The organism is Psychrobacter sp. TB20-MNA-CIBAN-0197 (assembly GCF_040309765.1).
Classification (GTDB): Bacteria; Pseudomonadota; Gammaproteobacteria; order Pseudomonadales; family Moraxellaceae; genus Psychrobacter; species Psychrobacter submarinus.
Map to the genome: position 1 here is coordinate 1 of NZ_JBEOPC010000008.1, position 12,069 is coordinate 12,069.

Consider the following 12,069-nt stretch of genomic DNA (forward strand, 5'->3'; position numbering starts at 1 on the left):
TACCATTTTTATCTGCAAATCGCCTAAAAAATAGTCTCTGTCAGTGCCATGGTCGAATGTTCAACACGCCCTATTATTGTTGTCATATTTTATCAACTAAAGCCTGTACTGGTTATAACCTTTAACAGGGTTTAGCCGTTTTTAACAGAAAAAAACGCCAACACGGATGCTGACGTTTTGATAAACCCTAAATAGATAAGCTTAGTCAATAACCATTAAGCGCGAGTCTCGCCATGACCATAGACGATCCATTTTTGTGAGGTTAGACCTTCTAACCCGACTGGGCCACGAGCGTGAATCTTATCGGTTGAGATGCCAATCTCAGCGCCAAGACCATACTCAAAGCCATCAGCAAAGCGGCTTGAGGCGTTAATCATTACGCTTGCGGAGTCGACTTCGCGGATAAAGCGCTGCGACTTACTGTAGTTATCTGTGATAATGACGTCAGTATGATGGCTGCCGTGCGTGTTGATGTGCTCAATCGCCGCGTCAAGTCCGTCGATGACTTTCACCGCTAAGATAGGCGCAAGATATTCGGTATCCCAATCTTCCTCAGTCGCAGCTGATAGATGACCATCAAGCTTAGCATTGTCCTTTAATATGCTTTGTGCTTGCTTATCAAGGCGCAGCTGCATTGCGTCATCGGCTTTAATGATAGCTTCAGCAATTTGCGGTAGCATCTCATCGGCGACGGCTTTATCGACCAAGAGCGTCTCCATAGTATTACAAGTGCCATAGCGATGCGTCTTAGCATTGACGCTGACCTCGATTGCCGTCTCAGGTTTGGCATCACTATCGATATAAGTATGACAGTTACCGTCTAAATGCTTGATGACGGGCACTTTAGCGTCTTCGCTGATGCGAGAGATCAGGCCTTTACCGCCGCGTGGTACGATGACATCCACGTAATCGGTCATGGTGATCAGCTCACCGACAGCCGCGCGGTCAGTGGTTTCAAGTACTTGTACGCTATGCTCGGAGAGACCGGCTGCACTCAAGCCTTTGTGGATGCACTTAGCAATAGCTTGATTGGACTCAAAAGCTTCGGAGCCGCCGCGCAAGATAATAGCGTTGCCCGACTTTAGTGCTAGTGAGGCGGCTTCTAAAGTCACGTTGGGGCGTGACTCATAGATCATACCGACCACGCCTAGCGGCACACGCATTTTGCCCAGATGAATACCAGAGGGGCGAAAGGTCATATCAGTGACTTCACCGATTGGATCAGGCAAGGCTGCGACGTCTTTGAGACCTTGTAGCATACCATCGAATCTAGCATCGTTTAGCTCTAGGCGATCGAGTAGCGCGGCTTCTAAGTCATTGCTATGGCCTTTATCCATGTCTATTTTGTTCGCTGCTAAAATATCGGCTTTGGCGTTGACTAGCTCATCATGAATGCTCATAAGTGCTGAGTTTTTATCGCCAGTATTGGCCGCGGCAAGAGCGCGAGAGGCGGCGCGCGCTTGCTTACCGACTGTTTGCATATAAGATTTTATATCTGAGGTATTCGCTTGACTCATAAATTATTTTCCTTTTGATTACGGATGAAGGGTTATTTTCAATAAATGTTGTAGACGAGCAAAAAAGCCTAAACAGGCAAAGTCTAACTAAAAGGTGGTAAAAGATATCATTGTTAATAGTGGCTAAACCTGGAGCTTTGACAAGCGTATTAACGACAGCTCTCACTTAAGGTAAAGCATTGTGTTATTTAACCGTTATGCCATTTAACATAGAGTAGATTGGGATTAGAGTAAAGTTGAATTTGTGAACAGCGCCTATTTACAATTTTGTTTTAAGTGTTTTTGTGTTGCTTCTGGAGTATGGATATCTTTGTCTTACGAGTCTTTAACACAACTGCGCTGCAACTACTAAAGTAGTCATTTATAGATCTGATTATAATGATAGATAAGAGACTAGACGTGTTAAGCAAAGTGATGTGGAAAACACTGTTTAAAAGCAATTAGTGCGTCAAAATCAATTCGCAATTTAAAACCAATTAGAGAGGATATTATGAAAAACACGACTTATAAACTAGGGTTAGCCGCAGTGGCCGCTTTGGCAGTAACGCTTAGCGCTTGCTCTGATAAAGGCGCGGCGACTACTGAAGACGATCCAACGCTCGATGCACAAACGCAAGTAGAGCAAGAAGCGACTGGCGTTGATGATGTCGCGCAAGTGACTGAAGGCGTCAACAGTGCAGATATCTCAGATGATCCTATGGTCGGTGATGATGTCGCAGTAGCGAGCGCCGATGATGACGTGGCTGTAGCGACGGTGGACGACGCTGATGTCCTCGATGGTTCTGAGTCTGAGGAGCATGTCTCAACTTATTAATAGCTTATTAACGGTTAAGTATATCGCCGCGTTATTAGCGTTACAGATAATACAGCGCTAAGCGGCCTAAAGTGTTAAAATATAGCTCAAATTACAGTAGTGATTTGGGCTTTATTTATGGCGTAAGGGCTAGTAATAGAGAGTATTTGCCTTTTTGCTGTATGATAAGCGACAATACGCTGCTTTTTATTTCAGTAAGCTGCCAAGAGCTGCTTAAGCCTATAAGTATCGCCTTATTCATAATAATTGGAAAACTGTTGAACCATGCCTGATATTGCCAAAGACTCGACTCGCCCTATCGCTCTAGATATACAAGATCTACACAAAAGCTACGGCTCTTTAGAGGTGCTAAAAGGGGTATCACTCACCGCCTATGATGGCGATGTGATCTCGATTTTGGGCTCATCAGGCTCAGGGAAGTCGACGTTATTACGTTGTATTAACTTGTTAGAAAAACCAACTAAGGGGCGTATCAGTATCGGTGATGATGAGCTGATGCTAAAAGCCAGTAAATCTGGCGAGATGCAAGCGGCAGATCATAGACAGCTTGAAAATCTGCGGGCGCGTGTTGGTTTTGTTTTCCAAAACTTCAATCTATGGCCGCATAAAACGATACTGCAAAATATCATCGAAGGACCGACTCAGGTTCTAAAAATCAAAAAAGATCAAGCCATCAGTGAAGCCGAACAGCTCCTAAAAAAAGTAGGCTTATCCGATAAAAAAGACGCTTATCCTGCCAATCTCTCTGGCGGTCAACGTCAGCGTGTCGCTATCGCGCGCGCTTTGGCTATGCAGCCAAGAGTGCTTTTGTTCGATGAGCCAACTTCCGCGCTCGATCCTGAGCTAGTTAACGAAGTACTCGCCGTCATGCAAGACTTGGCAGAAGAGGGCCGTACGATGCTGATTGTCACCCATGAGATGCGCTTCGCTCGTGATGTATCAAGCCAAGTGGTATTCTTACATCAAGGTGTCATCGAGGAGATGGGCACGCCTGAGCAAGTGTTTGACAACCCAAACTCAGAGCGCGTCAGAGACTTTATGGCTTCTCATCGCCAGAACTAATCACTATTTCGGACTTATGAGCTGACCTGTCGGCTGATAAGTCTGTATGCATCAATTGAGCTATTTTAAAACTGGCCTAGTGTTATCAATATCCTTCCTTTTATAGCGTATGTGCTATAAAGAAAGGCATTGCGTCATACGTTTTTACGGCGGTGTCTTCTTACTTATTTCCAATAACAGCAGCACCGTTTATTACCCAATAATGACAGTCAATACCTAAAACGTTTGTTTTTGATACTGTTGTCAGGTATTATCGATGGGTTTATAAGCTGCTAATATCTATCATTATTACGACTGTTTGGTCAATGATTAGATAGGGATATTAAATTAAAATAAGGAATATATGATGTCGAATTCTCGTCTATTATGGTCATCAATGACTATCACCGCAGCGCTAGCATTGAGCGCCTGTAGCCAGCCAAGCGATGATACGGTAGAGACAAATGCTGAGGCACCTGCTGCCGATGTCGCGGGTAAAACCATTCGTATCGCAACTGAAGGCGCTTATCCTCCTTTTAACTATACCAATGCTGATGGCAGTATTGCAGGATTTGATGTCGATGTCGCCAACGCTTTATGTGAGCAGATGCAGGCAGATTGTGAGATCGTCGCGCAAGATTGGGATGGCATTATTCCAGGTCTTTTGGCGCAAAAGTATGACGCCGTTGTCGCAGGTATGTCTATCACTCCAGAGCGCCAAGAAAAAGTAGACTTCACTGAGCCGTACTTCGCTAATACTATGGTTTGGCTGACTGAGACCGATGGTAGTTTTGATCCTAACGCTATTAGTAACCTAAATTTAGGTGGTCAGCGCTCAACCACGCCTGGCGTCTATCTGCAAGATAACTATGAAGGTAAAGACGGCAACACGGTACAGCTTTATGATAACTATGACAATGCTTATTTAGATCTGAAATCTGGTCGCAGCGATGCGGTATTGGCCGAAAAAGTTTCAGCCAAAGCTTGGTTAAAAGACAATCCAGAAGGTTTTGGTATCGTGGGTGATGAGATTGATAACGATGACAACATCGCTATCGCGGTTCGTAAAGGGGATCCTTTGAGAGATGATTTTAATAAAGCTTTGAGCGAGATCCGCAGTAACGGTGAGTTGGCTCGTCTAGAACAAGCAAACTTCAACCAATAATCTGCTGCTCGATAACTGAGGAAAACATAATGAGCTTATCTAAATATTCTCAAAACAAGTCAATCTTGCCCACCAAAGCGCTTTGGTTAGCACCGCTCAGCGCCGCTATGCTCATGCTTGCTGCTTGTAGTAATGGCTCAGCGCCAGAAGAGAGCCAAGTTGCAGACGACGGCGCAGCGACTGAGACGCCAATGAACATCAAAATCGCGACTGAGTCGAGCTATAAGCCTTTTAGCTATACTGATGCCGATGGCAAGCTGATCGGTTATGAAGTTGAGCTGGTCGATGCGTTATGCGCGCAGATGAACGCGGAGTGTGAGCTGATATCTCAAGACTGGGATGGTTTGATTCCCGGCTTAAATGCGCAAAAGTTTGATGCGATTATCGCGGGCATGTCGATTACGCCAGAGCGTCAAGAAGTCGTTGAATTTAGCGACCCTTACTTTCATACTGGTATTATTCTTATCGGTAAAAAAGGCGACGATATTACAGTTGCTGATCTTGAGGGCCAACCAGTTGCTTCACAGCGCTCAACGGTATCTTCGCAGTACCTGCAAGACGAGCATCCAGAGTCTGATATCAAGCTTTATGATACCCAAGACAACGCTTATCTAGATCTAACTTCAGGTCGCGTACGCGCTATGATGTCTGACAAAGTCACTGGTATCGACTGGCTAAAAACTGAAGCCGGTAAAGACTATGAAGTCAAAGGCGAAGAGATCAGCACTGACGAAGATGCGATGGGTATTGCTTTTCGTAAAGGCGATCCGCTAGTGGGTAAATTTAACAATGCATTGGCTGAGCTAAAAGCTGATGGCACTTATGATCAGATCACGGGCAGCTACTTTGGCACCAGCTCTACTGCAGCGGCAAATAAAGCGGCGGCAGCGGACAGCGTTGAAGAAGTGATAGTGATTGAAGGTGATAATGCCGATGCGAATGCAACTATCGCAGCCGAAGAGCAGACAGAGACTGTCAGTAACTAACTATCAGTAATTAGCTGTCAGTAGTTAACCGTCAATAAATAAAGTAACAAGAAATAAAGTAACAAGCACTGTTGTTTTATATGGCTATAGTTTTATGCTGAGCCTACATAGTGGCGCTTTATGCTTCTCATAGCGTAGGGCGCCGTTATTGTTTATAGCGCTTGTATCGACTTACTCATAAATCGACTTACTCATAAAAAGGAATCAAGGATGACGATAAATTACTCTAGTATTTTTGGCGCAAGACAGGCGCTACAAAACCCTTTGTTTGCAGCAGTAGCCTTAGGAATGCTGGTAGGCTGTAGCAATGGTCAAGAGGCCAATACTGCGAGTACAGAAACTGCCGATACGGCTGCCACTGAAGCCACTGGCGAGGTTTTGCGTATCGGCACTGAAGGCGCTTATGCTCCTTTTAACTATACCAACGCTGATGGCTCGCTTGGCGGTTTTGATATCGAGATTGCCAATGCTCTATGTGATGATATGCAAGTCAGTTGTGAGATTATCGCGCAGGATTGGGATGGGATTATCCCCGGTCTCAAAGCGGGCAAATACGATGCCATTGTCGCTGCGATGTCGATTACCCCAGAGCGCGCTGAGCAGGTCAGCTTTACTGATCCCTATTTTAGTAATACCTTAGTGTTTTTGGCAGAAGAAGGCAGCGATTTTGACCCGAGTAATCCTGATGATATCAACTCAAAAAGCATCGCTGCTCAGCGCTCGACGATTTCATCGCAGTGGCTAGAGCAGGCTTATCCAAAAGCCAATATGCAGCTGTACGATACTTTGAGTAATGCCTTTTTAGACTTAGGCTCAGGGCGTGTTGAGGCGATGATATCTGATAAGCTGCCAGCTATCGAATGGCTGAGCTCCGCCTCAGGCAGCCAATATACGCTAAAAGGTGATGAGATCGATATCGATGATAATTTTGCTATTGCGGTACGCCCAGGGGATCCGCTGCAAGCTCAAATCAATGAGTCATTAGCTAATATTAAAGCAGATGGCAGCTATGATGCTATCCATAACAAATACTTCTCAGTAACCACAGATAGTGACTCTAGCAGCACTGCCACGCCAGTAGCCGCTGAGGTAGAGTAGTCAAAAGCTGTCGCTTGAGTTTATGAAAGTTAGGCTGGTAAGCACTCAAAAGGATATCACAGCTTCGTGGTATCCTTTTTTATTGCCACTAACTGTCTATTTTGACTGGGTATTTGCTATCAGCGTTAACATCGAGCGTCTCAGTTATGATAAAATCAGCGCGTATTTCTATCTGAGTAATCAGTGCATGAATCTTTGAGTCAACTGATAGTCATTTATTATATATTCCAAAACCGCTTCTCGTTGCTACAGACCATAACTATCGCTTTATTTTCGCTGGCGTCAGGACAGTAAGCTGACATTTCGAGCGTTATTTGTGGCTTGACAAAAACGCCAGTGACGCGACCAACATATAGAGACTGAGTGAATAACTGTGTTTGATTTACAAGGATTTGGCGCCCTGCTATTAAGCGGCGCGACCGTCACCATTAAGCTTGCCATAACTAGCCTGATAATAGGTATGCTATTAGGACTGCTTGGGGCAACGGCTAAGCTGTCGAACGTTTGGCTACTGCGTAAGCTTGCCACTATTTATACCGCAACGATGCGCGGTATCCCTGAGCTATTATTAGTGCTATTTATCTATTATGGTGGCTCTATTTTGCTGATGAGCATCCTCAAAAAGTTCGGCTACAATGAGTATGTAGAGATCAGCGCTTTTTGGGGCGGGGTGATGGCCTTATCTATTGCTTTTGGTGCTTATGCCACTGAGATCTTTCGGATGTCTATTCAAGAGATTCCTGCCGGACAAAAGGAAGCGGCGCAAGCGATAGGGATGCGTCCTTTTCAGACCTTTTATCGGATTACTTTGCCGCAAGTTTGGCAGATTGCCTTGCCAGGCCTTGGCAACTTGTTTTTAGTACTGCTCAAAGACACCGCTTTAGTCTCGGTCGTTGGACTCAAAGATATTATGTATCAATCTTCACGCGCGGCGCAATCCACCCAGCAACCTTTTACCTTTTATATGGCAGCCGCTATCATCTATTTAGGTCTTACTATGCTTATCACCGGCTTTATGCTTTGGCTAGAATGGCGCGCCAATCCAGCCGCGCGCTATGCCAAAAAAATCAGCCGTCAATCCACTCATCAGCCATCGACTTTAGGGTAGAGGAGAGACGTTATGGATTGGAATTGGCAGGTCATTTTTGAGTACTTTCCGGATCTATTAGGCGGGGCGGTACTGACTGTACAGCTCGTTGTGATCTCAGGAATCATTGGACTGTTCTTTGGTTTGATTTTGGCGTTACTGCGTCTGTCTAAAAGCTGGCTGGTACAGATATTACCGTTTTTGTATATTTTCTTTTTTCGCGGTACGCCGCTGCTGGTACAGATATTCTTGATCTACTATGGTTTAGGTCAGTTTGAGGCGGTACGTGAGTCATTCTTGTGGGAGCCGGTGCTCAGTCAAGCTTACTGGTGTGCGATTATCGCTTTTACGCTCAATACCAGTGCTTATCTTGCAGAGATTATTCGCGGTGCGATTCAGGCGATTCCGGTAGGGGAGCTAGAAGCGGCAGATGCTGTGGGCATGTCACCGTGGCAAAAGCTCACTCGTATTACATTGCCGCGCGCTTTTGGCATTGTCATTCCTGCTTATAGTAATGAAGTGATCTTTATGCTCAAAGGCAGCGCGCTGGCCTCAACCATTGCGCTAATGGATATCACCGGCGTGGCTCGTACGATTAGTGCGCGGACTTATACCTTGATGGAGCTGTTCTTTGCCGCTGGTATTGTCTATCTATTATTATCGTGGATTATATTATTTAGCTTTGGACGGTTTGAGAAAAGAATGAACCGTCATGCCAGCTACGTGCCGCCTGATGTGATGACCAATACTATTCCATAATTAAGTGATAGGTGAGTGATGAGCCAAGCGCTGAGAGTTACCGATAAGAAACTTGATAATAAGGTACAAGCTGCTATTGGCAAAGTGGTTTGCGTCGGTCGTAACTACGCCGCTCACGCGCATGAGCTCGGTAATGCAGTACCAAGCACACCGCTACTGTTTATAAAACCAGCCTCTGCTATCGTCTCTATTCACAATGACATTATCCGTCCAGATCCTAAGGTCTATGGTGAGACTCATTATGAGGCGGAATTATGTATTCAGCTCGCCTGTGGTTTATCGGCAGCGACTGCCGAGCAAGCGAAGCAAGCGATAGGCGGCATCACTTTAGGATTAGATTTGACCTTAAGAGACTTACAAAGTCAGCTTAAAGCCAAAGGTCACCCTTGGGAGCGCGCTAAATGCTTCGATGGCGCTTGCGTCCTTGCTGACTGGCTTGAGCCGCAAAATTTCGGCGACTTAACGCACATTCAGTATCAGCTTTATATCAATGGCGAGCTCAAGCAAGATGGTGATAGTGCCTTGATGTTGTTTCCTATCTATGAGCTACTCGCCGACATTAGCCACGCTTTTAGCTTACAGGCAGGTGATGTCATTATGACCGGTACGCCAAGCGGAGTAGGTATTTTGCGGGCAGAAGATAACTTAACGCTAGTCTTAGGCAAACAGCAATGGCAAACCCAAGTTAAGTAACTTTTACTCTTATAAAGTATTAAAAATCTTAGTAATTTATTGGCTTATCTATAACATCCCTCCTAGTTACAACCATAAAACAAATACATCTCTTCTTTTTATCTGCTATTAAGGATAGTATGTAATGCTCTCTTTCTTGTAAATTATCAATATTATGAATCGTCCAGACTTACCCGATATTACTCATGATAGCTACGGAAGTGGCAATAAAGACGATGCCGATATGGTCTATCGTCCGGGCGCGCATCCTGTCGCAAAGTCTAGTATGGCTATTCATGGCGATTTATATGAACACCTCTCGCAGCTTGATATGGATGAGATGGCTAGGTTATTAGCAGATGACGCTGAAGATACGCTCACTACAGACTCAGTCTCTCTAGGCGATTTTTTTGAGGGTTTAGCCCAGTTGGCAACGATGGGTGTGGTGGAGATGACAGAGATTGTTGAGTCTATGCATCGCGAGATTATGCTGCGTCCGATAGGGCGCTTTAACGAAAACCACCTAAAAAACTGGCATGGCGGCGTCACAGGGCGCGTTTACGGACTCGTACGCCATGTAATGCTGATGGTAGGCAATAACCTCTCCTCAGGACTGCGTCTATATAAAAACGTAGCAAGACAAACCAGCGCTCAGCCGCTTCCTGCTAGCCTAAAAAAACTCGTCAATGTGTTTAATGGGGTGATGGGCGATCATCTAGTCAATAATGGTAACTCGCTTGCGATTCCTATGACCCTATACAACCAAGAGGGCGTGCCTCAACGCGAAGAGCTATCGGGCCGTATTATTATCTTGTGCCATGGCCTATGTTTAAGCTACTTAAGCTGGCATCCAAACGAGGACAACAGCTTAGGGCAAGCCATCAGCCGCAGCCAGCCTGACTCGACAGTGCTTTACTTAGATTATAATACTGGTAGACGTATCTCACGCAATGGCCGCAAACTCTCCAAACTGTTACAAGACTTGGTGGATAATAATCCTAATATCAGTCAAATCGATTTGGTCGGCCATAGTATGGGCGGGTTAGTGGCTCGTAGCGCGCTGTTTTATGCTAAGCAAGATCGCCTAGATTGGATGAAGCGCGTGGGTAATTTGATTACTTTAGGCTCGCCGCATCACGGCGCTGTCCTTGAGCGCATTGGGTTTTTGGTGCAAGATATTATCTCCAAAGTCCCCTTCGCAAGCTCGCTTGCGCACTTAGGGGATATGCGTAGCGCCGGTATCATTGATTTGCGTCATGGTAGTATTCGTGACGCCGATTGGCAGTCTTTAGAGGGGCGAAGTGTCGTGCCACAAGACTTTCGGCATCCTGCTCGTCTGCCAAGCGGTATTAAGACCTATTTTGTCGCGAGCGCCTTGATAGAAACCCATTACGACTCAAAGGTAACTAACCTGCTCGGGGACAGTCTAGTGTCAGTAGCTTCAGCATTGGGCGAAGATGATGGTGAGCACAATCTGTTTGTACCAGAAGGCCGTAAAGCGATCTTTTATGGCGTGAACCACATGGGTCTCATCCATAGCAGACGAGTGCGCGAACAAGTTGTGGCTTGGCTACTTGATAACGGCAAAAGCGATTATGCTGCTCGCGACCGTATCCACTCTTATCCTCGCAGCTTAGGCGTGATTGCTGAAGCGTTCTAAAAATAGGGTTATACCAATTTTGAACGACTGACGTTTAAAAAACTATATATTTAAGAGCTAAAAAACCCTTTAAACTTGCGCCTAAAGGGTTTTGAGTTTACCTAATAACCAGCCAATTTATTGTGCAAAAATAGCCGTCACATCGTCTTTATCAAAGGTATAAACCTCACCGCAAAAACCGCAGTCCATCTCAAAAGTGCCGTTTTGCTCTTCAATGATATCGAGCGCTTCGGTTTCACCGATTTGTGCTATCGCCATCTCACACTTCTCACGCGAGCAAGTACAGCCAAACTCTAAGCTGACAGGATCAGGCGCAACGACGTTTTCTTCGTTATATAAGCGGTAGATAATCTCGCTGGCTGCAAGTGTGGTCAGCTCTTTACTTTTGACGGTGCTAGTCAGCATGGTCAATCGCGTCCATAAGTCATCATCGATACCAGCGTCTTGATTACGCTCTACTTCGATATTCTCTGCTGCCGTACGCGGTAACATCTGCACCAATACGCCGCCGGCTTGTAAACCATCTGATGCCAAGTTAATCAAGGTGGGAATCTGAGCGGACTGCTTTTGGTAATGGGCTAGGCAGTCCGCTAGATTATCATGGCTACGCTCGACGATACCTTGATACGGCTCGCCGTTATCTGGCTGAATATTAATAAATAAGACGCCTTGACCAATCGCGCCTAGCTCTGCAAAAGCCTCGTTTGCCTGAGTCATGTCTTCCCAAGCAGCGACTTGCTCATCGTTATCCGCTTTCCAGCTGGCAAGCGCCCGGATAATGCCGTTTTGATCGCACTCAGCCATCGCCCAGTTCAGTAAGCTATCCTGATCTGAGGACTGCAATTGGATGGATAAACGACCATCTATCTTGACGGTACCTATCAGCAAGCTTGCTGCTGTGAGCATCTCGCCTAGCAAGCGTTTGATGGCTTCAGGATAAGGCTTCTGGGCAATAGTGGAAGCGTAGCTACGCGATAAACGCACCACATCACCGCGCACCGGCGAGTCTTCGATAAAGAAGCGCTGACGCACATCATTACCGCTTGCTTTGTCTGAGGGCTGCAACTGATCTGTTTGCATAGCTGAAGTATCTTGTGTCATATATTTTTATCTTATTGAGTTAAGAAGGTGCTAGCTTTATGGGGATTATTCAGAATTTATCAATCATAAGAAGAGCACTTGTGGCCACAGTTTATGCATACCCGAAGATGAATTTGTTGTAGAAAATAGCAACAGTAGGCTAAAAAGTTGCACAATAATTATAAAAGTG

The 12,069-nt window shown here is 45.5% G+C and carries 11 protein-coding genes; 9 read left to right on the top strand and 2 right to left on the bottom strand.

The annotated features are described in order from the left end of the window. Positions 1 to 215: 215 nt before the first annotated feature. Positions 216 to 1,517: a glutamate-5-semialdehyde dehydrogenase gene (locus tag AAEY83_RS03745; RefSeq protein ID WP_025646461.1), complete on the bottom strand. Its 1,302-nt coding sequence runs from the start codon at positions 1,515 to 1,517 to the stop codon at positions 216 to 218. A gap of 490 nt (positions 1,518 to 2,007) precedes the next feature. Here AAEY83_RS03745 and AAEY83_RS03750 point away from each other — a divergent pair, with 490 nt between their 5' ends. The 9 genes from AAEY83_RS03750 (at position 2,008) to AAEY83_RS03790 (ending at position 10,799) form a co-directional block, all read left to right on the top strand. Further along, a complete protein-coding gene (locus AAEY83_RS03750) occupies positions 2,008 to 2,331 on the top strand; it encodes a hypothetical protein (protein WP_025646462.1) in 324 nt (107 codons plus the stop codon). Positions 2,332 to 2,595: 264 nt separating this feature from the next. Beyond that, entirely contained in the window at positions 2,596 to 3,393 is a 798-nt protein-coding gene (locus AAEY83_RS03755; protein ID WP_025646463.1) for an ABC transporter ATP-binding protein, read from the top strand. A 343-nt stretch (positions 3,394 to 3,736) separates the two neighbouring features. Continuing rightward, positions 3,737 to 4,537 (top strand): transporter substrate-binding domain-containing protein, encoded by an 801-nt coding sequence (locus AAEY83_RS03760; protein WP_025646464.1) that lies wholly within the window; start codon positions 3,737 to 3,739, stop codon positions 4,535 to 4,537. Between the two features lie 29 nt (positions 4,538 to 4,566). Further along, positions 4,567 to 5,523: a transporter substrate-binding domain-containing protein gene (locus tag AAEY83_RS03765; protein WP_037059455.1), complete on the top strand. Its 957-nt coding sequence runs from the start codon at positions 4,567 to 4,569 to the stop codon at positions 5,521 to 5,523. Between the two features lie 210 nt (positions 5,524 to 5,733). After that, a complete protein-coding gene (locus AAEY83_RS03770; protein ID WP_025646466.1) occupies positions 5,734 to 6,621 on the top strand; it encodes an ABC transporter substrate-binding protein in 888 nt (295 codons plus the stop codon). 373 nt (positions 6,622 to 6,994) lie between these two features. Further along, on the top strand, positions 6,995 to 7,729 hold the full coding sequence (locus AAEY83_RS03775; RefSeq protein ID WP_025646467.1) for an ABC transporter permease: 735 nt from the start codon (positions 6,995 to 6,997) through the stop codon (positions 7,727 to 7,729). A gap of 12 nt (positions 7,730 to 7,741) precedes the next feature. Next, positions 7,742 to 8,467 carry an ABC transporter permease gene (locus tag AAEY83_RS03780; protein ID WP_025646468.1) on the top strand — a complete coding sequence of 242 codons (726 nt, stop codon included), beginning with the start codon at positions 7,742 to 7,744 and terminating at the stop codon, positions 8,465 to 8,467. A gap of 18 nt (positions 8,468 to 8,485) precedes the next feature. After that, entirely contained in the window at positions 8,486 to 9,160 is a 675-nt protein-coding gene (locus AAEY83_RS03785; protein WP_025646469.1) for a fumarylacetoacetate hydrolase family protein, read from the top strand. A gap of 154 nt (positions 9,161 to 9,314) precedes the next feature. Continuing rightward, a complete protein-coding gene (locus AAEY83_RS03790) occupies positions 9,315 to 10,799 on the top strand; it encodes a PGAP1-like alpha/beta domain-containing protein (protein ID WP_025646470.1) in 1,485 nt (494 codons plus the stop codon). Between the two features lie 117 nt (positions 10,800 to 10,916). Here AAEY83_RS03790 and hslO read toward each other — a convergent pair whose 3' ends face one another. Next, positions 10,917 to 11,900 (bottom strand): Hsp33 family molecular chaperone HslO, encoded by a 984-nt coding sequence (gene hslO / locus AAEY83_RS03795; RefSeq protein ID WP_025646471.1) that lies wholly within the window; start codon positions 11,898 to 11,900, stop codon positions 10,917 to 10,919. Between the last annotated feature and the right edge of the window lie 169 nt (positions 11,901 to 12,069).

What these genes read in the sequence shown, in the direction of transcription:
- AAEY83_RS03745 (WP_025646461.1), bottom strand. Translation starts at nt 1,517, where the DNA reads ATGAGTCAAGCGAATACCTCAGATATAAAATCTTATATGCAAACAGTC.
- AAEY83_RS03750 (WP_025646462.1), top strand. Translation starts at nt 2,008, where the DNA reads ATGAAAAACACGACTTATAAACTAGGGTTAGCCGCAGTGGCCGCTTTG.
- AAEY83_RS03755 (WP_025646463.1), top strand. Translation starts at nt 2,596, where the DNA reads ATGCCTGATATTGCCAAAGACTCGACTCGCCCTATCGCTCTAGATATA.
- AAEY83_RS03760 (WP_025646464.1), top strand. Translation starts at nt 3,737, where the DNA reads ATGATGTCGAATTCTCGTCTATTATGGTCATCAATGACTATCACCGCA.
- AAEY83_RS03765 (WP_037059455.1), top strand. Translation starts at nt 4,567, where the DNA reads ATGAGCTTATCTAAATATTCTCAAAACAAGTCAATCTTGCCCACCAAA.
- AAEY83_RS03770 (WP_025646466.1), top strand. Translation starts at nt 5,734, where the DNA reads ATGACGATAAATTACTCTAGTATTTTTGGCGCAAGACAGGCGCTACAA.
- AAEY83_RS03780 (WP_025646468.1), top strand. Translation starts at nt 7,742, where the DNA reads ATGGATTGGAATTGGCAGGTCATTTTTGAGTACTTTCCGGATCTATTA.
- AAEY83_RS03785 (WP_025646469.1), top strand. Translation starts at nt 8,486, where the DNA reads ATGAGCCAAGCGCTGAGAGTTACCGATAAGAAACTTGATAATAAGGTA.
- AAEY83_RS03790 (WP_025646470.1), top strand. Translation starts at nt 9,315, where the DNA reads ATGAATCGTCCAGACTTACCCGATATTACTCATGATAGCTACGGAAGT.
- hslO (WP_025646471.1), bottom strand. Translation starts at nt 11,900, where the DNA reads ATGACACAAGATACTTCAGCTATGCAAACAGATCAGTTGCAGCCCTCA.